Origin of the sequence: Natronoarchaeum sp. GCM10025703 (assembly GCF_042661985.1) — an archaeon.
GTDB lineage: Archaea > Halobacteriota > Halobacteria > Halobacteriales > Natronoarchaeaceae > Natranaeroarchaeum.
The window spans coordinates 2,649,235-2,673,215 of the sequence record NZ_JBHSZF010000001.1 but is presented as its reverse complement, the minus strand read 5'-3'; the positions used below and the strand labels follow the sequence as shown (position 1 = coordinate 2,673,215).

Genomic DNA, 23,981 nt, shown 5'->3' with positions numbered 1-23,981 from the left:
AGCCCCTCGGGACGACTATCGGCTGGCGGTCACGGCTGTCGAGGACTCCCGGCCGAGGAATTAACGGGGTTCCGTCCCAGTGGCCGCATATGAGCGGTCGCTATCGGTTGACGAGCGTCGAAACGGTGCGAGAGGAGGGATCGTGGCTGTTCACGGTACGTGACCAGCACGGTTCACAGGAGGAGGTGGTTCTCGTCCCCTGTGAGGGCACCGGCGTCGAGGCGTGGATAAACCGCTGTACCCACGAGAACCAGCGGCTCTACCGGGAGGAAATCGGTGCAATCGTTCGCGACGACGGCATCGTCTGCCCGAAACACGGCTCGATCTTCGACACGTGCTCGGGCGAGTGCGACAACGGCGAAGCGGCGGGCACGACGCTCCCGTCGGTCGATATCACCGTCGATGGGGGACAGGTGTACCTGACTGACGATTACGTCGATTATCTCGGGACCGGTACGAGCGACGACGACGGCGACGACGGTCCCGACTCGACCTCACATCTCCAGTTCTGAGTCGGCGAGAGCGCTATTCGCCCTCGACGCCGGAGACGGCGAACCCGGCCGCCTCGATGTCCGCCAGAATCGCGTCCTGGTCGGCGCTGGCCTCGTAGTAAAAGACGATGTCGAACGTCCCCTCGCGCAGTAGTTGTTGGCACTCCCAGACGAACTCCTCGTCGTCGAGGGTCAGCCCCTGATGCTGATTCGAGGAGAAGTCGGGGTCGTCGTTGCCGGAGTAGACGAAGGTGTCTTTCGGATCGTAGCCCGCGTGCTCGGCGATAATCTCGCCGACGTCGAGGGTCGCTTGCATCATGTCGATTTCGTCCTCGGAGCCGAGTTCGGTGTGGACCACGGCACCGTTGAGCTGGATCTCTCCCGGTTCGAGTAGCCGCTTCGTGCGCTGGTAGAGTTCCTCGTCGAGTACCTCGGGCATACCCGTTACTTTCGGAACTGAACGTATATCGCTCACGGTCTCGCGCTCCACGATTTCGGAACGCGGTGAGCGAACGAGATAGCCTCGGCTGGGAAGTGTAGAAAATACGGGAAGACGTACTGCACGGGCGGACCGCCTGAGTGTGACCCCAACGCGACGCCCGGAACCGCACCGTTCGGGTCGTGTTACAGGCGGACGAGGTTCTTCGCTCGTGGGCCCTTCTCGGCCTCTTCGATCTCGAATTCGACTTCCTGACCTTCCTCCAGGTCAGGCCCGCCGACGTCTTCCATGTGGAAGAATACGTCTTCGTCAGCGTCGTCACTTTCGATGAATCCGTAACCGCCCGTGTCGTTGAAGAAGTCAACCGTACCTTTCGCCATTGCACCTAGTAGTCGTTTGTTCTGGTATAAAAACGGTTGGGTTTCGTACGCTCGATGACACGAAACCACGGAGGACCCACTGCAAACGAAGTGGGTATGGGAACACGAGAGAGTTCGTCTCCCGGCGTTCTCCTACCGGCCGAACCGCCGGGAGCGTTGTTTGTACTCCCGTAGGGCACGGAGATAATCGCGACGCCGGAAGTCCCGCCAGTTGACGTCAGTGAAGTATAGCTCCGAGTAGACTGACTGCCAGATCATGAAATCCGACAGGCGTTCGGCACCGGTCTTGACCACGAGATCCGGCGCGTCCGGAAAGACGAGTCGTTCCTCGACGTCGTGCTCGGTGACGGCGTCGGGCGAAAGCTCCCCCTTCGACCTCCGTCGCGAGCGCCTGGACAGCCGTCGTGAACTCGTGTTTCCCCCGAGGCCGATGCTTATCTGGATCGGCGCGTCGGCCCGGTCCCCGTCGGTCGGCCCCCTGATCGCCATCGGTTTCGGTGCGTCGACGTCCCGGAGCGACCGTTCGAGCGTCGGTGCGACGGCTTCGTCCAGCACGCTGACGTAGACCGTTACGCGGTCGGTGCCGTACTCGAAAGCCAACTCGAAGAAGGATTCGAGCGTGTCGTAGGCACCCCGCTCAGCAGGTCACGCTCCGCGAGCACGAGGGCGACGTGTGCCGGCGGCGGTGCGTCGTGACGGCGGACACGCAGGGCGAGATACCGATCGTACAGTCCCACGTTCGTGTTCAGATCCCGCGCTGTGGTAAACACACCGGCTTGGAACGCCGTGGCTTCGGGACTCTTATGTAACCATCAGGTAAAGGAAGGGAATAGTGTGACCTCATCCGAACGACGAGCGGGGGCGTTTGCCGCGGTCGGAACACTTGCGCTCGTCGCAGCAGTCGACGCACGCGTCGCGACCGGCCTCTTCGCGCTGGTCGCGGTGGGCGCGGTCCTCGTCACCGACGGGGTTGCCTTCGAGTTGTTCGCTCGCCCCGGTGATCGCCGGGACGAGCGGCTGAAAGGCCTCGTCGGCTTCTCCGTCGCAGCCGTAGTGCTCGGATTTCTCACTGTTTTCACCGCTCTTCCCGTAGCGGTGTTTGCTGGCTCTATCGTGCTGTACGCCTACGGGAACCTCGCCGCGGAACTCGGTCGGGGCTACGGCGACGGCCCCTTCGCCGACGCCGCAGGTTTTGTCGCCGGCGGACTGCTCGCGGGCGTTGCCGCCCAGTATCTCGCCGTACTGATCGCGGCCGAGCCGATACCACACGCCTCACAACTCGTCGTGATGGCGACCTGTGGCGCGCTTGTCGGCGCGTTGATCCGGACGGTCCTGCTGGGCCGTGACGACCCGCCGGTGATCCTCTCGATCGGCCTGTTGCTGTGGCTGCTCTCGGAGGTGACGCTCACGACGAGCACCCTCGACGTGGCAGTCGCTCTCGGCGTCACCGTCGCCGTCGGCTACCTCTCGTACGCGCTGGAAACTGCCTCGGTCGAGGGGATGCTCACCGGCGTCTTCCTCGCCTTCGTCGCCATCGTCCTCGGCGGCTACTCCTGGTTCGCCGTCATGATCGCCTTCTTCGGTATCGGCGGGCTATCGACCAAGTTCCGCTACGAGGACAAGCGTGATCGGGGCGTCGCGGAGGGCAACGACGGCGCGCGTGGGAGCGCGAACGTACTCGGTAACGCGACGGTCGCGCTCGCCGCCGTCTTCGGCTACGCCGCCGCGGACGCGGGGCTGATCGCGGTCGATCCGTACCTCTTCCTGTTTGCCTTCGCTGGCTCGCTCTCGACAGCGCTGGCCGACACCCTCTCCAGCGAGATCGGGAGCGTCTTCGATGCGCCGCGACTGATCACGACGCTCGAACCCGTCGCCCCCGGTACCGACGGCGCGATCACCTGGCAGGGCGAACTCGCGGGAACAGTCGGTGCGACGATCATCGGGCTCTTTTCCGGACTGCTGTTCGCGACCATCGGAACGACCGGAACGCTCGTCGTCGTCGCCGCAGGCATCGCCGGGATGACAGTCGACAGCCTCGTCGGTGCGACCCTCGAAGGCGAGTACTTCGGCAACCAGAGCGTCAACTTCTTCGCGACGCTTTCGGGTGGGATTACCGGTGTCGTACTGGCTGTCGCCTTCGGCCTCACTGGACTCTCGTGATCCGAACTGCAACCGGGGCCGACGCCCCCGTTTTGCGCGCGCTCCAGTCGCTTCTACCGGAACCTGCGCCCGAGACGTTAGAGCGCGCGCTGGAGGACTATGGCCTGTTGCTCGTCTCGACCGACGATACCGACACGCCGGTCGGCTACGCGATGACGCTCCCCGGGGAGAGAGCGCCTACCTGGCCGAACTCGTCGTCGCGCCGGACGCCCGACGGGAGGGCCGCGCATCGGCGCTGCTCGCGGCGACGATGGCGCGGCTTCCCGACCGCGTTACGACGCTGTCGCTTGCGGTGTCTCCCGACAACGACGCGGCGCGGTCGCTCTACGAGGACGCCGGGTTTCACGTCGTCGACGTCGATCCCGAGTACTACGACGGCGACCCGGCGCTGTTGCTCGCGCGGACCCTCAGGCCGACTCGTCGACGAGTTCGTCGGCCGTCCGAATACGGACGCTCGTCGGTCGCTTCGTGAACTCGCCCAGCGACGTCGAGACGACCTGTCTGACCCCGCGCTGGGCCGCCAGATCCAGCAATCGCTGTTCGAGCGGCGCGTCGAGGACGAGCGCGTTCGCCGTGGCGTCGCTCCGGTCCAGCAACTCGAACGCCTCCGAGACGGCCCCCTCCTCGACGACGCCGAAATCGTCGTCGAGCAGTCGGACCAGACCGTTCCCCACGACCTCGTGTACGTGACCGTGGATGGTCTGTGGCTCGCTCTCGTCGGCGTCGTCGCGGTCCTCTGTCTGCTTGCCGGCGTCAGCCGCCTCCGTCGTGGCGGCCTCCTCCTGGGGAGTGCACTCCGCCCCGTCGGCGCCTTCCCGAGTTAGTTCCGGATCGATCGTCGTGGGCGGACCCTCCCCGACCGGTTCTTGCGCCGAGGAACTGCCACTGGGTGGGGCTGGACTGGCGCTTCCGTCCGTCGCGGCGACGGCCGAGCGCGGTGCCGACGCGCCTTCGACGACGTTGTACGGCACTTTCTCGCGGAGCGCCTCGAACACTTCCTCTCTGGAGAGGTCTTCGACCGACTGACCGTTCGGCGCGAAGGTGACGTAATCGACGTCGCCCAGTTGGCTGAACTCCTTGAGGATCAGGTCGCCGCCGCGGTCGCCGTCGAGAAAGACCGTGGTCGTCCGCTCGGCCGACAGGTCCGCGACCTCCTGGGGAACGTCGGTCCCCTCGACCGCGATGGCGTTTTTGACGCCGTACTCAGCAGCGTCAGGACGTCAGCACGCCCCTCGACGACGATGACAGCGTCGCTCTCCTCGACGCGTGGGCCGGCAGGGAGCCCTCGTACTCGGTGATGTCGGCGACCCGGACCTGCTGGCGCACCTCTTCGAGGATCTGTTGGCTGCTGCTGGTCGTCTCGTCGAACGCCTCGACGAACAGTTCCTGTGCTCGCTCGATGACTTCCCGGCGTTTCGCCGCGCGAACGTCCTCGATGTTCGTTACTTCCAGGTCGGCCCGACACGGGCCGATTCTGGTGAGTGTTTCGAGGGCCGCGGCGAGCGTTGCCGTCTCTACCTTGTCGAGACTCGTCGCTATCGTTACGGTACCGTGCGTCTCCCCGCCCGCGGAGTCGATTTCGACGTCGATGCGACCGACTTTCGAGGACTGCTGTAAGCTTCGCAGATCAAGTTCGTCGCCGAGGAGTCCCTCGGTCTGACCGAAGATCGCACCGACAACGTCACTCCGCTCGACCACCCCGCTGGCGATGACGTCGGCGTGAATGAGATATTTTGTGGTGTCGTCCATTGATGATCTGCCCCGGTGAGAGGCGTGATTGTGATGTGCCCATGATGAAGGCCATGGAACAGTTTATATAGGAGTCGGCCGGCCCAAATAGCTGTCGTCACTGGGCGAGGACACCTGCGAGCGCCTCAGTCGCCATCTATCGTGATAACTACGGATACTGAAGTTGTTTACTACAGTTATAAAAGTAATACGCTACAGTCTTTGCACTAAAACACTACAGTTCTCGAAGTCAGCACTCACCGGGCGCGGTGGGGTTCCTGCAATACGGCGTCGGCATTCGCCAGCGATGCCAGCGGATCCTCTGGCTGGTCGTGCTCGAAAAGTATCCACTCGACGCCGGCGTCCCGGGCGGCCTCGATACAGGACGGGATATCGAGAACGCCGTTGCCGAGGTCGATCGGTTCGCCGTCGGCGGTGACATCCTTGAGGTGGACGAGCGGGATCCGGTCGCCGTATCGGTAGAGCAAGTCGATCGGGTCCTGGCCGGCCGCTTTCGCCCAGCCCAGATCGAGTTCGACCCCGACCGAGTCGTCCGCTGTCTCGACGAGCAGGTCGAACGCGGTCTGTGCGTCGGTATCGGTCGGCGTGACGAACTCGTGATCGTGGTTGTGATAGAGGAGCCGACAGCCGTGTTCGTCGAGCGCGTCGGCGAGCAGGCCCAGACGCGTCGCTGTCTCCGTCACTGCCGCCCGGTCGACGAAGCGGGACTCGTCGAGATACGGGACGACGACCGTGGCACAATCGAGGGCGTGACAGGCGTCGGCGACCCGCTCCGGTTCGCGTTCGATCAACTCAGCCTGTAAGTGGGCCCCAGCGACCGTCAGCCCCGCCGCCGATACTGCCGTCGACAGGCCGTCTTCGCTCGGGAGGCCGGCGAACTCGACGCCGTCGAGGAAGTTTCGCCGACCATCGTCAGCTGGTCGACGACCGAACGGTTCAGGTCGCGAAGTGTATATAACTGGATACCTGTCTGCATGTCAAATTATCACACGCGAGTTGTCAAAAAGTTCCGCACTGAATCGGCTGTACTGTCCATCTCTCTCTCTGCCGTCTGTACTCTCGTTCGTCCGTCATGATACGACAGCACTTAACATCCGCAGGCCCGACGTGGTGGCAATGGCGACACGTCTACGACGGATCGGTTGGGCGCTGGCGTTTCTCTCGCTGGCAGTCCTCGGAATCCCGTGGTTCCTCTGGGGTGTCGATACGGTGATCTTCGGACTTCCGGTCTGGATCTGGTGGCACGCCGGTGTGATGATCACGGCGACGCTTACGTTCTGGCTGTTCGCTCGCGAGGACTGGGGACTCTGGATCGAACCGGGCGACGAACCGCGCCTCGGACCGGAGGGCGATAGCTCCGGCGACGACCGCGGTGGTGATGGCCTGTGACCGCTATCGGTATTCAACTCGGAATCATCGTCGGCTATCTGTTCCTGGCGCTTGCGATCGGTCTGGTGGCCTACCGAGTCACCGAGCGGACTGCCGAGGACTTCTATCTCGCAAGCCGGTCGTTCGGGACGATCGTTCTCCTCTTTACGACCTTTGCCACTCTCCTGTCGGCGTTTACGTTCTTCGGCGGGCCGAACCTCGCCTACGCGCAGGGGCCCGAGTGGATCCTCGTCATGGGATTGATGGACGGGATCATCTTTGCCATTCTCTGGTACGTCGTCGGCTACAAGCAGTGGCTGATCGGCAACCGTCACGGCTACGTCACGCTTGGAGAGATGCTCGGCGACCGGTTCGGATCCGTCGGCCTTCGGGGGCTTGTTGCCGGTATCAGCCTGTTCTGGCTGTTCCCGTACGTGATGCTCCAACAGATGGGCGCGGGGGCCGCGCTGAGCGGACTGACCGCCGGCGCTCTGCCGTTCTGGGCCGGTGCGGCGCTCGTGACCGTCTTCATGATCATCTACGTCGTGCTCGCGGGGATGCGCGGCATCGCGTGGACCGACACGGTACAGGGCGCGTTCATGCTCGTCATCACCTGGGTCGCCGCGCTATGGGTGTTAGACGCCGTCGGCGGTGCGGGTGCGGCGACCGCCGCAGTCGCCGAATCGAACCCCGAGTTCCTCGCGCTGGGAAGCGCCTTCTACACGCCGCAGTACATGCTCTCGACGGCCATCTCGATCGGTTTCGGCGTCGCGATGTTCCCGCAGGTGAACCAGCGCTTTTTCACTGCTAACTCGGAGACGGTGTTCAAACGCACCTTCATCCTCTGGCCGGTGCTGGTCGTCCTGCTGTTCATCCCGGCCTTCCTGCTCGGGACGTGGGCCGCAGGGCTCGGTATCGACGTTCCGGCGGGCGAAAACGTCGTCCCGATCCTGCTCAACGAGTACACACCCGTCTGGTTTGCCGCGCTGGTCATCGCCGGCGCGATGGCCGCGATGATGTCCTCCAGCGACTCGATGTTGCTGTCGGGGTCGTCTTACTTCACTCGGGACGTCTACCGCCCCTTCATCGATGCCGACATCTCCGACCGGCGCGAGGACCTGCTCGGCCGGGTCGGCGTCGTCGTCTTCGCCACCGCGACCTTCTTCGCGAGTCTGAGCCAACCCGGCACACTGATCGAAATCGGCAACCTCGCGTTCTCGGGCTTCGCGCAACTCGCGTTCCCGGTCCTCGTCGCGCTCTACTGGCGACGGACTACGCTTTCGGGGATGTACGCGGGGATCGGCGGTAGCCAGCTGTTCTACCTGTTCTCCGTGTTCACGTCGTTCGTCCCGGCGACCTACCTCGGCTGGAACGCCTCTATCGTCGGCATGCTGCTGGGACTCGTCCTGACGGTCGCCGTCTCGGCGGCGACGACGGCGGCCGCCGACGAGCGCCGGTCGCGGTTCTTCTCCGGCGTCGACCGGTAGGTCGGCGGCGTGCTCCTCCGGGGACCCACTCCCGATGTAGCTCGTCTCGACGACGACGAAACACAATCTTCAGGCACTAACAGCTGTGATATCGATTGTTGTGTGTATAAATCCCAATACCAAACAATTATCTTTCCCAGGCGGATACAGTCGTGTATGACGACCCACGTTGCAGTTGTCGGTGCCCACGGAAGTGCCGCCGGACCGGTGGTCGAACGGCTTGCCGCGGAACCCGATCTCGAACTGACGCTGATCGACGACGGCGAACCGGGGGCGGGCTCTGCGTGCTCGCCGGCTGTATGCCGTCCAAGGAACTGCTGTCGGCGGCCGAGCGGCGGTTCGCCGCCCGCACTGACGACCGGATCGGGGCGGACGTCCCCGACCTCGACCTCGAACAGGTCGTCGCGCGGAAAGACGAGAGCGTCTCGATGTACACCGGGAAACGCCAGTCGAAAATGAACTCCATTATCGAGCGCGACGACGTCACCCTCCGTCAGGAGGAGGCGACGTTCCTCGACGACCGCCGGCTTGCAGTCGGCGACGACGTTATCGAGCCGGAGTACGTGGTCGTCGCGACAGGGTCGACGCTTTCCGTCCCGCCGATCCCCGGCATCGAAGAAGTCCCCTTCCAGAGTAGCGCGGACGTCTTCGACACGACCGAGTTCCCCGAGTCCGGGCTAGTCATCGGGCTTGGCGCTATCGGGCTGGAACTGGTACCGTATCTCTCCGAGGCGGCCGGAATGGATATCACGGCGGTCGAACAGCTCCCGGCCGTGCTCCCCGACGCCGATCCGGCGTTCGGAACCGAACTCGTCGATCACTACGAGGACGCCTTCGGCATCGACGTCAGACTCGGCACGCGGACCGAACGGCTCGAACGGACAGATGACGGCGGGGTCCGCGCCGTGGTGAACGACGGCGAGACCGAGAGCACTGTCGAGGCCGACCAGTTGTTCATGTTCACCGGGCGCAAGCCCGCACTGGATCGGCTTGGACTCGACGCGACGGCGCTGACTCCCGAACCTGGCTGGGTTGAGGACACGATGCAGGCCCGCGACCACGAGCGCATGTTCGTCATCGGCGATGCCAACGGGAGCGAACCCATCCTGCATGTCGCCAAGGAGGAGGGCGAAGTCGCCGCCGAGAACATCCTCAGACATCGCGCAGCCGAAGAACTGGAGTCCTACGAGAACGTCACTCATCAGGTCGTCTTCTCCGGTCTCGCCGACCTGCCGTACGCACGCGTCGGTCACACGGCTGACTCCGCGGAAGCGGCCGGCATCGACTACGTCACCGCGACGCAGTCGGTCGACTCGCTCGGCGTCTTCCGGAGTCGGAACTACTCCGAGGGACTCGCCAGCATCGTCGTCGGGGGCGACGGGACGGTGCTCGGCTATCAGGGGCTCCACCCCGACGCGGACGTGATGGCCAAGACGATGCAGTTGGCCGTCGAGATGGGCCTGACGTCCACGAGATTCCGGACCGCGCCTACCACCCCACGACGCCGGAGATACTCGACGGCCTGTTCAGCGACGCTGCTGCACAACTAGTAGAGTACCCGACCGCGTCCTGCCGTCAGTCCCGGACGGCCACGCCCCCTACCACGACCCTAGTCCTCGGCCTCCTCCTGTTTGACGTAGACGTTCCCGTCGAACTCGATGGCGTCGCCGCGGTCCTCCGGTTCGGAGTCGGTCTGGAGTGTCGTCGGGACGTAGCCGCGTCCGGCCGCGCCGCCCATGATCCACTCGCGGATCGATAGCTGTCGTTCGACGCCGTCCCGCCGGGCCTCTTCGACGCGCCGTTCGGTCGTCTGGAAGTAGTTGACGACGGTGACCAGTACGACGCCGCCGATGGTGTTACCGAGCAACACCGGCAGGATGAACCCTGTCAGTCCGGACAGGAGCACCGGTTCGCCGAGGAAGACCAGATACATCAACTCCGTGAAGGAGACGACGACGTGAAACAGATCGGCGTAGGGGATCATCAGAAACGCCATGTAGATGAGGAAAAAGCGCGTGATGGTGTCGCGGACGGCGTAGTCGAGCCAGACGACACCGGCGACGATCAGCCCCGCGAAGCCGCCCTTGAAGAACAGATCCCAGAAGGGGGTGTCGATCCCCTTCATCGCGAGGTCCGTCGCCGCGAGGGCCGCCGGATCGCCGAACACGCCCGTCTGTGCGAGGATCAGCGCGCCCATCGTCCCGCCGGCGAAGTTCCCGACGATCACGACGCCCCAGATACGGAGGAGAGCGGGGAGGCTCGCGAGGCGTTCGAGAAAGAGCGCGACCGGAGGGAGCGTGTTCTCGGTGTATAGCTGGTAGCCGCCGAGAATGATGTAGACGAAACCGATCGGGTAGAGGATCCCGCTCAGGACGGGATGGCTCCCTGTCGATGCAGTCATAGAGGCGTAGACGAGAAACGTGAGCGTGATGGCGAAGCCGCCGGCCAGACTGCTGAAGAACAGTTCACGCAGCCCGATATCGATCTCCTCGTCGGCGGCCGCGATGATCCGCTGGAACACCTCGTCCGTCTCGAAGCGGTCGCGGACTACTTTCCCTTCCGCGGGCGCTCCGTGTTCGGATTGCTGCGCGGAGTCGTCTCTATCGGGTGTCGCCATTACGTAGATGCTCTCGCTCGCTCCACTAAACGCCGTCTATTCGTGCCAGCCTTGCAGGGGCCGGGACGACTTGCGGAGATTCTTAAGCCACGCCGCCAATGATCGGATATGCAGACACACATCGTGCCGGTCGGCTTCGATTACGACCGGCTGATCGCGCCCCTGGTCCGCGATCAGCAGGACGTCGACCGGGTGATCCTTCTCGAAGGGGCCGTCGGCAGCGAGGAGAACGTTCAGTACGCACAGCACCTTTCGGAAAAACTGGACAAGGACTTCCAGAACCTGCTCGGCGCGGAGACGGATCGGTTCGTCCTCGACGACGTCTACGACTACGACGCCGCCTTCGAGCAGGCGTTCGACCTCATCAACGACGAACTGGATCGGGGCAACGAGGTCTGGGTGAACATCAGTGCGATGCCGCGGACCATCTCGTTTGCGTTCGCCACCGCGGCCCACTCGATCATGGTCGAGCGCCAGGAGGACCGCGATAAGATCCACACCTACTACACGGCACCCGAAAAGTATCTGGAGACCGAACTCGCCAAAGAGCTACGCAAACAACGAGAGCTACTGGAGACGCTGCAGGAGGAGTCCGAGGTCCCCGGAGAGCGCCTCGACGAGCGCCTCGACAGCGCCACCGACCTGCTCTCGGAGTTCGACGAGCGCGGGACGACCATCGGTGCGAAGGAGATCGACGGCAGCCACATCGTCGAGCTACCGGTCGCCTCCTTCTCGAACGTCAAGCCGTTCGAGGAGCTAATCCTCTTCACGCTGGGCGAGCACGGCGAGTTCGAGAGCGTCTCCGAGTTGGCCGAGGCGCTGGCACGCGAACTCAACGAGGAGTACACCGATAGCTTCCGCTCGAAAGTGATCTACAACGTCGACCTGCTCGGCCCCGGCGGGAAAGGCTACATCGAACAGGAGTCACACGGCAAATCCCACCGGACCAGCCTGTCGCGCATCGGTGAACTCTGGGTCCGTGCGCACTCGAACGACAGCGAGTAGCTCCTTCCGTCCGCCCGGTCCCTTACTGGACACGTTCGGCGACGACCCGATCTAGCTGTGGCAGGACCTCCGCAACCGTGAGCGCGTAGCCGACGGCGAGCACTGCCGCAAGTCCGATGGGCGGGACCGCTTCCGACGGAACGCTCGCGGGGACGAGCGCGCCGATATCGACGCCGGGAAGCGACGGCGAGGCGATCAGGAACCAGATGCCGAGCGCGGCGACGAGCAACAGCGTCGATCCCAGCGCCGCCAGGTTCCCCGTCCGGTAGGCGTGGACGACGAGCACGAGACCGACGGCATCGGAGATGATCGGGTAGTTACTCGTCGGATCACCGACCAGCACCGCACCGACCAGCAGGATGGCGAGGATGTACGCGAGCGACAGTACAGAACGCACTATCTCCTGGTGTTCGTCGACCAACTCGCCGACTCCGGTCCAGTCCATCGAATCGGACTACGCGTCGCCACCGACAAGTGGGTTGTCGTTTCTGGCCGTCATTCCCCGGCAGTCCGTCCTGCACGCCACTCCCGGACGCGCTCGCGTAGCACGAACAGCACCGGGAGCAAGATCACACAGGCCATGAACGCGTAGACGATGCTCAGCCCGGTGACGAGGCCGAACCGCCGGAGCGGTGGGGCCAGCGCCAGCGCGAGAACGCCGAACCCGGCCGCGGTCGTCGCGGCGCTCCCCAGTAGCGCACCGCCGGTGCCGGCAATCGCCGTCGAGAGCGCCTCGTCGAGCGAGGCGCCGTTGCCCTCGACCAGTTCGTCCTGAATGCGCTCGCTCAGGTGGATGCTGTAGTCGACACCCAGTCCGATGGCGAGGCTGGTGATGACGGCCGTCTCGCTGTTGAACGGGATGCCGAGCGCGGACATCGTCCCGAGTAGCCACGCGAGCGCGATCAGGACTGGCGTGATAGTGACGATGGCGAGGTCCGGCGCGCCGTGCCGGATGAAGTACAGCAGGGAGAGAAACGCCATGATGACCACGAGCGTCACCGCGAACGCCTGCACCAGCGTCTCCAGCAGAGCGTCCTGCTGAACGGCGGTGAGTACCGGCCCGCCGGTCGCGGTGGCGGAGACGGCGTCGGTCGCCGCGATGCCGTCGGCGATCATACGGGTGTCGTCGGCGACTGACTGGGCGGACGCGTCGCCCTGCACGCCGACGAACAGGCGAGCGCTCTCGTACTCGTCGCCGCTTCGGTAGAGGACCTCTCCAGCACGCTCCGGCGCGACGTCGTAGAGCGTATCGTAGACCGCCGCGACGTCCTCGTCGGGTAGTCCATTTCCGGTCTCGTCGCGCGCGTCGATGGCGTCGGCGAGTTGGTCGTTCTCGGCGGCGACGTCGCGCAGCACGCTCGCGGGGCTGTCGACCGCGGCGTTCCCGTCCGGTCGAGCGACGACGGTACTCCCGGACTCGGGCGGCGCTGTCGCCTCGTCCATCGCCGCCAACACGTCGGGATCGGTGACCTCTCCCCTGACGAGTATCTGTGTCTCCGTCCCCGCGCCCTGCTGGCGGAAGTTGTCGCCGAGATAGGCGGCGTTTGCGCGAACGTCGTAATCTCCCGGCGAGAGCGGCCCGGGTATCGACTTGACCCAGTCAGGCGGATCCTCGGGCAGGAAATCGGCCTGGTTGAACTCGGTGTCGATACCGGTCGCGCCGTACGCCCCCGCGGAGGCAAGCAAGAGCGCGAGCACGAGCACCGCGACGGGACGGCGCTGGACGAGCGAGACGATACCGGTCAGCGTTCGGTTGATCGGTCCCGTACCCACGCCGACTGCGGCGTTGCGTCGCTCGCGGCCGAATCTGGCGAGTAACTGTTCGAGTTCCAGTTTCACCGCCGGGACGAGCGTGCCGAACACGATCAGCGTCGCGAGGATGCCGCCCGCGCTCAACAGTGCGAAGTCCTGGATCGCTGCCAGTGGGCTAACGTAGTTCGAGAGAAAGCCGATACCGGTCGAGAACGTCGCGGCCGCGAGCGCGAGGACGACGCTCGCGACGCCGAGTCGCATCGCCGCCGTCGGTTCGCGGGGGACCGTCGCGTCGGGACCGTCGTCACGCAGTCGTCCCTCTCTGGCCTCCCGATAGCGCATGACGACGTGAAGCGAGTAGTCGATGCTGAGACCGATCACCAGGAAGGGGACGGCGATCAGCAGTTGGCTGGAGGAATCGAGAGCCAGCCCTGAATGCCCGCAAGCCACGCCATTACGACGGCGATGCCGAACACGCCGACGAGGACGTCGACGAGGTCGCGGTAGGCGACGCCGAGGACGGCGAGGACGAGTACCAGCGCGACGGGCGTGATGATGGCGAAACTGTCCCCGACCGCCCGCGTCGAGGCGTCGTCGGTGATGCCGCCGCCGAAAGCGAACGCGTCGTCGAACCGCTCGTCGACGAGGCCGTCGATAGCCAGTTGGGCGTCGCCGATTGCGTCCTCGCCGCCCTCGACCGAGTCCGCGCTGGCGTGGAAGACGAAGGTGAGGCGGGCGTCGGCGGTCGTCGTTCCTGGCTCGTAGCTCGACGGCAGGAAGGCCGTGGCGTCCGGACCGGGCGTCTCGGTCGCCGGATCGAGCACGTCGCCGAGCAGGGCGTCGACGTCCTCCTCATCGAGGGCTTCGAGGGCATGGATCTGTTCGGCAAGCGTCGGTTCTCCCTCGACGGGGGGCCCGACTGCGCTTGCTGCTGGAAGTAGGCCGCCGTCGCGACGACGTTCTCGACGCCACCGATGGCGTTATCCTCCTGCAGTGTGGCGTCTGTCGCGTCCTCTTCACGTATCTCCTGCTGGAGATAGAGGCCGTCGAGCAGTGATTCGCGGGTGAGGACGTCACCCCCTCGTCGCGGACGACGATCTGAGTGACTGCTCCCTCGTCTTCACCGTACGTGGCCCCGATTTCCTCCTGGGCCGCTTCTTCTGCTGACCCGGTCGCAAACTGACCGATATCACCGCCTTCGGTGTCGTCGAGGACGGGACCGGCCGCGACGAGCGCAGTAGCGGCGAGCAAGAGGAGGATGACGAGTTTGCTGTTCTCGACGAGGGTGTCCGCGTACCGGTCGATGATGCCACCGCTCATCTATCCGGGGCGGTCGGTGGCTGGAGGGCGGTCGGCTGACGGGAGGGGATCGAGTACGGCACTGTAGCCGTCTCGGCGGGGATTGGCTTCATACCCTCCCTGTGATCGCCCGGCATACTTAAATTTCTGATCCGTTTCAGTACGTCGAGAGCTACACCGGCGGCTTCTGAATTGAATGTTACCCCGCGCACGGTGGCGCGGGGAATCCTGCTCTCACGAGGGCAAGCTTCCTGTTTCTACGACGTGACTTGCAGACACAGACTCAAACAGAGCCCTGTCCGTAGCGGCCACAGTCTCCACAGGCGTGTCTTCGGGCCATCCCAGCCCTAACTCAGAAAAGCCCCTCTGCAAGACGTTCATTGCCGCGTTCGCATCCCTGTCTGTCTCGAAGCCGCACGAGGGGCAGGAGTGTTCCCTGACCCAAATGGGCTTCGTTGTCTCCACGCCACACGACGCACACTCTTTGGTTGTGCCTCGGGCTTCGACTTGCACGACGTGACAGCCGTACAGCTCAGCCTTGTATTCGAGGAGCGTGATGAACTGCCGCCACGCCGCATCCTGCTTGTTGCGAGCGTTATGCGACTGCTCTAACATCTTTTTCACGTCCAAATCTTCAACGAACACGGCATCGTACTCGCGGACGAGCCATGTCGTTATCTTGTGCTGGTAGTCCAGCACCTTCCGGCGAATGTGACGCTTCACCTTCGCCAGTTCAACCCGTTGTTTCTCGTAGTTGTTTGACCCTTGTTCTTTCCACGAGAGTTTGCGTTGCTCTCTGCGGAGTCGCTCGTGTTCGGCTTCAAGATCGAGCCAATCAACGGTCTTGCCATCGCTGGTGTGGATGTAGTTCAGGATGCCAAGGTCAACGCCAACGCTATTGGTTGCGTCAAGTGATTCTTTATCCGGTTTCTCGGGCAAGTCAGCATCGTCGGTATCCAGTCCGAATGAGACGAACCACTCACCAGTCGTCTCCTTCTTGAACGTGACCTCTTTGATGGTGGCGCGGTCGGGGATTGGACGCGAGTACCGGATTTTCACCCATCCGATTTGGCTGAAGCGGACGTATGCGTACTTGTCGTGGCCCCTCTTTTCATCGAGGTCGAAACCGGACTGACTGTACGTCACACTTCGATACTCTGCGGGTGCTTGCCGCTTGAGCCGACCAACCTTGTATCCCTTTTCTTTCTTCTTGCGAAGGTTCGAGAGGTTGCGGTGGAAGCGAGCGACAGTAGCTTGTGCGGCTTTCGAGTGCAGGTCGCTGAACACTGGCCACTCGCGCTTCCACTCGGGGAGTTTATTGTTCTGGTCGTATTCGGACGGTTTGTCGTCTTCGGGACTGTTTGTATAGTCCCAGCGGACGTGGTTGTAGAGTTGGCGATGAACGTCGAGATGGTGTTTCAGTCCTTCCGCTACCTCTTGTGTCGGATAAGCGTGGTAGCGGTGACTGTAATCCATCGCTGTCTTTTGATTAGAGACGTGTTCATTTAATGGTTCGTATCACAAGTTGTCGGCTTCATCCCCGACCACGGTGGGTCGAGGTATTCGCCTTGCTGACCAGTATAAATAACAGCACCGGTAGAGTAACTGGGTATATGGCGAGGTCCGGTCACCCCGGCCGCGGCGACAGTTTCGTAGGGGCGTCCTGCCCCATCTCTCCCACCCCGTTTCGACGGATGTATTGTGCCCGACCAGTATTCAGCGAACAACGACCAGTATGTACGACCACTATCGACAGCGAACTACGCGGTATCGACGACGCCCCACCCGGGCGGTGAGAGCATGAGCACCGACGACGCGAGCGACGCGGGAGCCGACGCAACGGCCGATAGCGACGGTCTCGATGGCAGCTACGAGCCAAGCGAGATCGAACCGGCGTGGCAGGAGTACTGGGTCGAGCAGGGCGTCCACGAGTACGACGAGTCCGTCACCGACCCGAACACCCTGTTCTCGATCGATACGCCGCCGCCGACGGTGTCGGGCGACCTCCACATGGGCCATCTCTACCAGTTCACCCTGCAGGACTTCGTCGCCCGCTTCCGGCGGATGTTCGAGGAGACGACCTACTTCCCCTTCGGCTACGACGACAACGGGATCGCCTCCGAGCGACTGACCGAGCGCGAACTGGACATTCGGCATCAGGATTTCGAGCGCCGCGAGTTTCAGGAGAAGTGTCGTGACGTCTGTACCGAGTACGAGGACGCCTTCACCGACGACGTCCAGTCGCTGGCCGTCTCCGTCGACTGGGACAACACCTACAAAACGATCGAGCCACGCGTCCAGCGCATCTCCCAACTTTCCTTTATCGATCTGTACGAGCGCGGCCGGGAGTACCGCCAGAAAGCGCCGGCGATATGGTGTCCCGACTGCGAGACCGCGATCTCGCAGGTCGAGATGGAGGGTGCGGAACGCGACTCACACTACAACGACGTGGCCTTCACCCACGTCGATAGCGAGTCGCAACGCGACTTGGAACAGTCGAGCGACAACCAGCCGCGAGACACCGGCGAGGATATCGTCATCTCGACGACCCGCCCCGAACTGCTCCCCGCGTGTGTCGCCATGTTCGTCCATCCCGACGACGAGGAGAACGCGCATCTGGTCGGCGAGACCGCTCGTGTCCCCCTGTTCGATCACGAGGTGCCGATCATCGAGGACGAGCGCGTCGACATGGAGAAAGGGACCGGCGTCGTGATGTCCTGTACCTTCGGCGACCAGACTGACATCGAGTGGTATCAGGCCCACGACCTGCCGCTTCGCGTTGCCATCGACGAGTCCGGGACGATGACCGATCTCGCCGAGGAGTACGAAGGCCTCTCGACCGACGAGGCTCGCGAGGAGATCGTCGAGGACCTCGACGACGAGGGCTATCTCCGGGACCGCTGGGAGATCAGCCACGACGTCAACGTCCACGAGCGCTGTGCGACCGACGTCGAGTTCCTCGTCACCGAGCAGTGGTACGTCGAGATCCTCGACAAGAAAGAGGAGTATCTGCAGGCGGGCCGGGAGATGGACTGGTACCCCGAGAAGATGTACACCCGGTACAAACACTGGATCGAGGGCCTGGAGTGGGACTGGTGTATCTCGCGCCAGCGCGACTCGGGCATTCCGATCCCGGTCTGGTACTGCGAGGACTGCGGCGAGACGATCATCGCCGACCGCGAGACCCTGCCGGTCGATCCGCTTTCGGACGACCCGCCGGTCGACGCCTGTCCCGAATGTGCAAGCGATGATCTGCGGCCCGAGGAGGACGTCTTCGACACCTGGGCGACCTCCTCGCTGACGCCGCTGATCAACGCTGGCTGGGACTGGCGCCGCGACGAGTCGGCAGAGACAGCCGACGAGGTGGACGGCGCATCCGGGGAGTTCACCATGGACCGGCCACAGCTATACCCGTTCGACCTGCGCCCGCAGGGCCACGACATCATCTCGTTCTGGCTGTTCCACACCGTCGTCAAGTGCTACGAGCACACCGGCGAGGTGCCCTTCGACGCGACGATGATCAACGGGATGGTCCTCGACGAGAACCGCGAGGCGATGTCCAAGTCCAAGGGCAACGTCGTCCGCCCCGAGGAGGTCCTCGACCGGTTCCCGGTCGACGCCGCGCGCTACTGGGCCGCCGGCACTTCTATCGGCGACGACTTCCCGTTCAAAGAGCAGGATCTGGTCACCGGCGAGAAACTGCTCCGAAAGCTCTGGAACGCCTCGAAACTCGTCGGCCACCTCGTCGACGAGACCGATCCCCAAGAGCCCGAGGAACTCGCCGCAATCGACGAGTGGCTACTGGCCAAACAGAACGCCGTTATCGAAGAGGTCACCGAGAAACTGGAGAACTACGAGTTCTCGAAGGCCCGCAACCAACTTCGCGGGTTCTTCTGGAACACGTTCTGCGATGACTACCTCGAAATCGCCAAACAGCGTCTGAGCGAGACCGACGACCCCTCGACGGCGTACGCCCTGCGGACGGCCCATCGGCGATTCCTCAAACTGTTCGCCCCGCTCCTCCCGCATATCACCGAGGAGATATGGCAGTCGGTGTACAGCACGGAGAGCATCCACACCACCGACTGGCCGACGACGACGCATCACGAGGCCGACCTCGACGCGGGCGAGACGGCGACCGCGGTGATCGGTGCGCTGCGACGCTACAAGAGCGAGCACCAACTTCCGCTCAACGCCGAACTCGACCGCGTCGAGGTGTACGGTTCCATCGACGGGTTCGAGAGCGCAATCGGCGAGGTCATGCACGTCGATGATCTGATCGCTTTCGACGAGGACCCCGACGTGACGACCGAAATCGACGAGATCAGCCTGGACTACTCGCAGGTCGGTCCGAAGTTCGGCGGCAAGGTCGGCGAGTTCGACGCCGCGCTCGAAAGCGGCGACTACGAACTCGACGACGGCACCCTTCGACTCGCCGGCGAAGCACTCGATTCGGATCTCTTCGAGGTGCGTGAAGAACGGACCTACGCGGGCGACGGCGAGATGGTCGAAGCCGATGACCTCGTCGTCGTGGTCGACAACTGGTCGTCCTCCCGCAGGCTCAACCACGCGATTATCGCACCGACGGCGAGCAGCCCGATAATTCCGAGCAGCCCGAGAGGGCCACTGAAGAGGGCGAGTTGCCCGGCAGCCAGCGCGGTGAAAGCGAGCCTGTAGCGCTGGCTCGTGTCTCCCGGCGTTGCGAGAAACACGATGCCGGCGGCGGAGAGCGAGACGCCCAGAGCGAGGACGAGCGTTTCGACTCCGGCGACATCGAGCACGACGCCGACCGATACGAGGGCAATCCCGGCGGCGGTCACGCCCTGCACAGTCCGCCGATCCGGTTCGGGGAGATTCGTGGCCATGGCTCCGATTCGTCCGACTGTCGACTTAACCCTGCTGAAACGACACCTGCTTGCGTTACCGATCCTGAAGCAGTGTGCTGTCCTCTCGGGGCCTCCGAACGGCGAGACGGGTCCGTACTCCTGTATGCACTGCTGGCAGTGACCAACTACGTCCTGCTGTTCAGCAGGGGTATCCACACCTGGGTTCTCTGATGCCTCGCCCGGATTCAGCGGGTACTCCCGGTGCCCCTGTGCCGTTGTTCGACTTTCTTCGTGCGGATTGCAAGTGCCAGAAACACCGCCAGCAAGGTGAACACGAACGTTCCCGCACCCGCTGCGTCGAACGCCGTCGCTCCGAGCCAGAGTTCGGTATCCCGCGGAACGGGCAGGACGGTGTGATGTGGCTCGCCGACGAGCGGAATGAAGAAGTCGACGACGAAATCGAACCCGTACCAGAGGGTGGCGATGCCGACCGCCCACGGTGGGAACTCGCTGATCCGATAGAGTACCAGCGCCTGGACGACCATCGAGAGATGACTGAAGAACATGAACGTGTAGAGAAACGGTGAGCCACCGGCCATGTAGACGTCGGCAAAGACGAGGATGGTGTAAGGGGTCCAGAGCCCGAGGATGACGTTGCCGAAAAAGGCCAGCGCGGTGAGCCACTCGCGGGGGTTCCCGCGTGCCCAACTGGCGAACGCCCCTGCGGCGAACAGCGTCGCGAGCGGGCTATCGGGCACCCACGGCCACATGACCGTCGGAGTGTTGAGTAGCTGACCCGTCTCGAAGGCGTAGAACCAGAAGCCGAAGGCAGTCCCTACCAGATTGATCGCGACGACGATCCAGACCAGTCGCAGGCCCAGATCCTCGACGACGCGTGGTACCGGCGCTAGCCACTGCGGGAGCGGATCGTGCTCCGGTAGCTCTCCCATCGTCGTGTACGACACGGGAGACCTTCAAAACGCTAGCGGTTCCGGCGGCATCGTCTGCGTGTGATCGCCGCGACGAGCGGGAGAGCTACGGCGGATAGATCTCGGTGTACTTGTCCAGCACCGACTGGAGATGCTGCCGATTTGAGATCTCGTAGCTCTCGCGTTCTATCTCCTCGCCGGTGGCGGTATCAGTGATCTCGACCGTCCACTCGGCGTGGTCCTCGTGCTCTAGGCCCCGCTTTGCGTACAGTAGGACCCCCTCGTCGTGGACGAGCGAGACCGAGCTTTCGTCTTCGACATCGACGCTCCAGCCCATAGTACCGACTGGGGGTCGGCCGGCCAAACCCCTGTCGACGGTAGAGCCAGTCAATCGCGACCAATGTAGCTCCGGGATATCCGTCGAGAACCACCGCTGATCCGGCGGTTTTCAGGCGTCAAAACTCAACCAAAGGAACGGGTTAAGTGTGCTCAGTCCTAACGAAGATTCATGCCGGAAGAGACCGATCTTGAGGAACTCAGACGCGGGACCGAACTCGTAAAACGCGGTTTCGCTCGCATGCAGAAAGGTGGCGTCATCATGGATGTCGTCAACCGCGAGCAGGCCCGTATCGCAGAGGATGTCGGTGCAGTCGCGGTGATGGCACTGGAGGCAGTGCCAGCGGACATCCGTAAGCGGGGCGGTGTCGCCCGTATGCCCGACCCAGTCGAGGTCGAGGCAATCATCGAAGAGGTATCGATTCCCGTGATGGGCAAGTCCCGGATCGGTCACACCGCGGAGGCCCAGATCCTCGAATCGATCGGTGTCGATATGATCGACGAGTCCGAGGTACTGACCCCCGCCGATGACCGGTTCCACATCGACAAGCGCGAGTTCACCTCCCCGTTCGTCTGTGGCGCCCGGAACCTCGGCGAGGCGCTTCGCCGGGTCAACGAGGGCGCGGCGCTGATCCGAACCAAAGGTGAGGCCGGGACCGGTGACGTCAACCAGGCGGTCCACCACCAGCGCAACATCAAGAGTGCGATCCGACAGCTAACCGGGATGTCCCACGAGGAGCGCGAGGAGTGGGCCCGCGCGAACGAGGCGCCGCTTGACCTCGTTCACGAGACCGCAGAGCAGGGACGCCTCCCGGTCGTCAACTTCGCTGCGGGCGGCATCGCGACGCCGGCCGACGCGGCACTGATGATGCATCACGGCTGTGATGGCATCTTCGTTGGCTCGGGGATCTTCGGCGCGGAAGACCCCGAACAGATGGGCGAGGCCGTCGTCGAAGCGGTCAACAACTGGGACGACCCGGACGCCCTGGCGGAGATCAGCAAGGATATCGGCTCGGGCATGCGCGGCGACGCCAACGCCGACCTCCCCGAGGACGAGAAACTGCAGCACCGCGGCGTCAGGCTCGACGCCAGTTTCCGGTTTCTGCCGCTCTCGTTCGCTATATCGTACGTAGCGACTGCTTTCACCGCCCGTCTGGCTATCAGTTTTCGATCATTTTCGTATGTTAACAATGGGCGGTAAGTTAAATAGCCCCGACAGCAAACCCTAGAGCGTGAGTACTATGGATATTTCTGATATCGCGTCACAGGAGTACGTCGAAGTCGACGTCGGGACGAGACTCGGGAAGGTTCGCTCGCTGTTCGACGAAGAGAACCCGAAGGGGATCATCGTCACGCGCGATGGTGAGTACGACGGCGTGCTCGCCGAACGGGACGTGCTCCAGTCTCACGTCGAGGACGACGCGAAGGCCGGTTCGCTGACGAAGCCCAGTCGAAACGATCCGGCGCCCCAGATCGACCGGACCGAGCATATCCGGGACGTCGCCCGCCAGCTCGTCGAGGGCGGGACCAAGGTCGCGCCGGTGTTCGAGGGTGAGAAGCGGTACGGCATCATTACGGCCGACGCCATCTTGACGGCCGTCATCGATAATTTAGACGCGCTGACCGTAGAACAGATCTGTACCGACGATGTGATCAGCATCCCGGAGGATGCAGGTGTCGGGAAGGCGATCAACTACCTCCGGGAGAACGGTATCTCTCGACTTCCGGTGGTCAACGAGAACGGCCACCTCTCGGGGGTGATCACGACCCACGACATCAGTAACATCGCGATCCGCCGGATGGACAAACAGACCACCGGCGACCGGAAAGGCGACGTCGAGCGCGTGCTCGACATGCCAGTCTCCGACGCGATGTCGAACCCGGTGACGACGACGACCGAAAACGAGAGTGTCAAGGAGGCTGTCCAGATGATGCTGGACAACGACTACGGCGGCCTGATCGTCACTCCCGAGGACGACGACCGACTCGTCCGCGGTATCCTGACGAAAACTGACGTGCTGCGGGCGCTGTCCTACACCGAGAAGGACCGACTGGACGTCCAGATCACCAACATCCGGCTCCTGGAGACGATCAGCCGTGACGACATCCGCGAGCAGATCCAGAACGTCGCCGACAAATACCGGAAGATGCAGGTGCAGCATGCTCACGTCCGCTTTCACAAACACAAGGAGAAACTGCGTGGCACGCCGTTGATCCAGTCTCAGATCCGCCTCCGGACGAACAAGGGGCAGGTCGCCGGCACCGGCGAGGGCTACGGTGCGGACAACGCGTTCCGCGTCGCCGCAGACAAGCTAGAGCGCAACGTTCTGGAACTGAAAGGCGTCATCAGCGACGAAGAGTACAAGGGGCAGGTGCTCCGGAAACTCGGCGAGATGTAGGCAGGGCGTTCGCCCTTCCGCCGCCTCCAGACCGTCCTCAGTAATCCGGAACTGGGCCGTCTCGCCCGCGGCCTTTGCGCGATGCTTTTCGAGGGTCACTCGTCTGTTCCCGCCACGATACCGATCCAGTCTGAGCACCGTCCCAGTCCAGTGTTCGAGCGTGTTCCCCCCGAGCCCCCGCGTCCGGTCGCTGTCGGGATCCGAGAACACCTGATTGGTGAGGACGACCGCGAGGTCGTGTTTCCGCGCCAGCGAGAGCAGGTGCGTCACCTGCTTTGCGACCTGCCGGAGCGTATCGCCCTGATCGTCCTCGCTCCGTTCGAGCCGGTAAAAGCCGGTTGCACTGTCGAGGACGATCAGGTCCGCTCGCTCGGCGAACTCCGCGGCGTCCCGGACGGCCGTCTGTTGTTCCTCGAAGTCGTAGGCGCTCTCGATCACCACGTTCGAGGCGACGTCTTCGATCCGGTCCTCGTCGACGCGCCCCGACAGCACCTGCTGGAACCGGTCCAGCGACAGCCCTTCGGTGTCGATATAGACCGCCAGTGCGTCGTTTGCGGCGACCTCGACCGCCGCGGACAGCGCGAGATTCGTCTTGCCGGCCGCGGGCTGGCCGTATAGCTGGGTGACGGTGCCGCGCTCGAAGCCACCGCTAAGGAGCTCGTCCACCGACTCACAGCCCGTCGGGATCGGCGTACCTGCGTTCACGCCCGACTCTTTCGCCGTTTCCCGCAAAAAGTTCCCGGT

The 23,981-nt window shown here is 63.6% G+C and carries 18 protein-coding genes and 6 pseudogenes; 11 read left to right on the top strand and 13 right to left on the bottom strand.

Going from position 1 to position 23,981, the window contains the following annotated elements; genetic code table 11:
• Positions 1–89: 89 nt before the first annotated feature.
• Positions 90–512 carry a Rieske (2Fe-2S) protein gene (locus ACFQH2_RS14970; protein WP_377054961.1) on the top strand — a complete coding sequence of 141 codons (423 nt, stop codon included), beginning with the start codon at positions 90–92 and terminating at the stop codon, positions 510–512.
• 13 nt (positions 513–525) lie between these two features.
• Here ACFQH2_RS14970 and ACFQH2_RS14965 read toward each other — a convergent pair whose 3' ends face one another.
• The 3 genes and pseudogenes from ACFQH2_RS14965 to ACFQH2_RS14955 all read right to left on the bottom strand — a co-directional run bounded on the left by ACFQH2_RS14965 (position 526) and on the right by ACFQH2_RS14955 (position 2,047).
• On the bottom strand, positions 526–930 hold the full coding sequence (locus ACFQH2_RS14965; protein ID WP_377054959.1) for a DUF5778 family protein: 405 nt from the start codon (positions 928–930) through the stop codon (positions 526–528).
• 185 nt (positions 931–1,115) lie between these two features.
• Positions 1,116–1,310, bottom strand: a complete 195-nt coding sequence (locus ACFQH2_RS14960; protein ID WP_377054957.1) for a cold-shock protein — start codon at positions 1,308–1,310, stop codon at positions 1,116–1,118.
• A gap of 132 nt (positions 1,311–1,442) precedes the next feature.
• Positions 1,443–2,047 (bottom strand): annotated as a pseudogene (locus ACFQH2_RS14955) (undecaprenyl diphosphate synthase family protein).
• A 97-nt stretch (positions 2,048–2,144) separates the two neighbouring features.
• On the opposite strand from ACFQH2_RS14955, the gene ACFQH2_RS14950 reads away from it, so the two are divergent.
• A complete protein-coding gene (locus ACFQH2_RS14950; RefSeq protein WP_377054953.1) occupies positions 2,145–3,470 on the top strand; it encodes a DUF92 domain-containing protein in 1,326 nt (441 codons plus the stop codon).
• The gene (locus ACFQH2_RS14945) at positions 3,427–3,942 is read left to right on the top strand and encodes a GNAT family N-acetyltransferase (protein WP_377076882.1); all 516 of its coding nucleotides are present in this window, start codon (positions 3,427–3,429) and stop codon (positions 3,940–3,942) included. Before ACFQH2_RS14950 ends, ACFQH2_RS14945 begins: the two co-directional genes overlap by 44 nt.
• On the opposite strand, the pseudogene dnaG reads toward ACFQH2_RS14945, so the two are convergent.
• The 3 genes and pseudogenes from dnaG to ACFQH2_RS14930 form a co-directional block, all read right to left on the bottom strand.
• Positions 3,878–5,219 (bottom strand): annotated as a pseudogene (gene dnaG / locus ACFQH2_RS14940) (DNA primase DnaG). The gene ACFQH2_RS14945 and the pseudogene dnaG overlap by 65 nt on opposite strands.
• Before the next feature lie 236 nt (positions 5,220–5,455).
• Positions 5,456–6,010 (bottom strand): sugar phosphate isomerase/epimerase family protein, encoded by a 555-nt coding sequence (locus ACFQH2_RS14935; protein WP_377076881.1) that lies wholly within the window; start codon positions 6,008–6,010, stop codon positions 5,456–5,458.
• 29 nt (positions 6,011–6,039) lie between these two features.
• Positions 6,040–6,195: a hypothetical protein gene (locus ACFQH2_RS14930; RefSeq protein WP_377076880.1), complete on the bottom strand. Its 156-nt coding sequence runs from the start codon at positions 6,193–6,195 to the stop codon at positions 6,040–6,042.
• Between the two features lie 140 nt (positions 6,196–6,335).
• Between ACFQH2_RS14930 and ACFQH2_RS14925 the strand changes: the two genes are divergently transcribed.
• The 3 genes and pseudogenes from ACFQH2_RS14925 to ACFQH2_RS14915 form a co-directional block, all read left to right on the top strand.
• Positions 6,336–6,608: a DUF3311 domain-containing protein gene (locus ACFQH2_RS14925; RefSeq protein WP_377054945.1), complete on the top strand. Its 273-nt coding sequence runs from the start codon at positions 6,336–6,338 to the stop codon at positions 6,606–6,608.
• Positions 6,605–8,074 carry a sodium:solute symporter family protein gene (locus ACFQH2_RS14920; protein ID WP_377054943.1) on the top strand — a complete coding sequence of 490 codons (1,470 nt, stop codon included), beginning with the start codon at positions 6,605–6,607 and terminating at the stop codon, positions 8,072–8,074. Before ACFQH2_RS14925 ends, ACFQH2_RS14920 begins: the two co-directional genes overlap by 4 nt.
• Positions 8,075–8,230: 156 nt before the next feature.
• A pseudogene (locus ACFQH2_RS14915) lies at positions 8,231–9,623 on the top strand (dihydrolipoyl dehydrogenase family protein); the annotation flags it as partial.
• A 114-nt stretch (positions 9,624–9,737) separates the two neighbouring features.
• On the opposite strand, the pseudogene ACFQH2_RS14910 reads toward ACFQH2_RS14915, so the two are convergent.
• A pseudogene (locus ACFQH2_RS14910) lies at positions 9,738–10,691 on the bottom strand (formate/nitrite transporter family protein); the annotation flags it as partial.
• A gap of 108 nt (positions 10,692–10,799) precedes the next feature.
• On the opposite strand from ACFQH2_RS14910, the gene ACFQH2_RS14905 reads away from it, so the two are divergent.
• A complete protein-coding gene (locus tag ACFQH2_RS14905; protein WP_377054939.1) occupies positions 10,800–11,696 on the top strand; it encodes a DUF6293 family protein in 897 nt (298 codons plus the stop codon).
• 22 nt (positions 11,697–11,718) lie between these two features.
• Here the strand turns inward: ACFQH2_RS14905 and ACFQH2_RS14900 are convergent, their stop codons facing one another.
• The 3 genes and pseudogenes from ACFQH2_RS14900 to ACFQH2_RS14890 all read right to left on the bottom strand — a co-directional run bounded on the left by ACFQH2_RS14900 (position 11,719) and on the right by ACFQH2_RS14890 (position 16,223).
• Complete coding sequence (locus ACFQH2_RS14900; RefSeq protein ID WP_377054937.1) at positions 11,719–12,141, bottom strand: hypothetical protein; 423 nt, start codon at positions 12,139–12,141, stop codon at positions 11,719–11,721.
• A gap of 50 nt (positions 12,142–12,191) precedes the next feature.
• Positions 12,192–14,768, bottom strand: a pseudogene (locus ACFQH2_RS14895) (efflux RND transporter permease subunit).
• A 213-nt stretch (positions 14,769–14,981) separates the two neighbouring features.
• Positions 14,982–16,223 (bottom strand): RNA-guided endonuclease InsQ/TnpB family protein, encoded by a 1,242-nt coding sequence (locus tag ACFQH2_RS14890; protein ID WP_377054933.1) that lies wholly within the window; start codon positions 16,221–16,223, stop codon positions 14,982–14,984.
• 324 nt (positions 16,224–16,547) lie between these two features.
• On the opposite strand from ACFQH2_RS14890, the gene ACFQH2_RS14885 reads away from it, so the two are divergent.
• Together ACFQH2_RS14885 and ACFQH2_RS14880 are read left to right on the top strand one after the other, a co-directional pair.
• Positions 16,548–19,424: a valine--tRNA ligase gene (locus ACFQH2_RS14885; protein ID WP_377077004.1), complete on the top strand. Its 2,877-nt coding sequence runs from the start codon at positions 16,548–16,550 to the stop codon at positions 19,422–19,424.
• On the top strand, positions 19,388–19,804 hold the full coding sequence (locus ACFQH2_RS14880) for a hypothetical protein (protein ID WP_377076879.1): 417 nt from the start codon (positions 19,388–19,390) through the stop codon (positions 19,802–19,804). Before ACFQH2_RS14885 ends, ACFQH2_RS14880 begins: the two co-directional genes overlap by 37 nt.
• A gap of 14 nt (positions 19,805–19,818) precedes the next feature.
• Here the strand turns inward: ACFQH2_RS14880 and ACFQH2_RS14875 are convergent, their stop codons facing one another.
• Together ACFQH2_RS14875 and ACFQH2_RS14870 are read right to left on the bottom strand one after the other, a co-directional pair.
• Positions 19,819–20,523, bottom strand: coding sequence for a DUF1405 domain-containing protein (locus ACFQH2_RS14875; RefSeq protein WP_377054925.1), 705 nt, complete (start codon positions 20,521–20,523; stop codon positions 19,819–19,821).
• A gap of 85 nt (positions 20,524–20,608) precedes the next feature.
• Complete coding sequence (locus tag ACFQH2_RS14870) at positions 20,609–20,839, bottom strand: hypothetical protein (protein ID WP_377054923.1); 231 nt, start codon at positions 20,837–20,839, stop codon at positions 20,609–20,611.
• 171 nt (positions 20,840–21,010) lie between these two features.
• Between ACFQH2_RS14870 and pdxS the strand changes: the two are divergent.
• A pseudogene (pdxS, locus tag ACFQH2_RS14865) lies at positions 21,011–21,916 on the top strand (pyridoxal 5'-phosphate synthase lyase subunit PdxS); the annotation flags it as partial.
• Between the two features lie 163 nt (positions 21,917–22,079).
• Positions 22,080–23,237: a CBS domain-containing protein gene (locus ACFQH2_RS14860; protein WP_377054919.1), complete on the top strand. Its 1,158-nt coding sequence runs from the start codon at positions 22,080–22,082 to the stop codon at positions 23,235–23,237.
• Here the strand turns inward: ACFQH2_RS14860 and radB are convergent.
• Positions 23,151–23,942 (bottom strand): DNA repair and recombination protein RadB, encoded by a 792-nt coding sequence (gene radB, locus ACFQH2_RS14855; RefSeq protein ID WP_377076878.1) that lies wholly within the window; start codon positions 23,940–23,942, stop codon positions 23,151–23,153. The genes ACFQH2_RS14860 and radB overlap by 87 nt on opposite strands.
• Between the last annotated feature and the right edge of the window lie 39 nt (positions 23,943–23,981).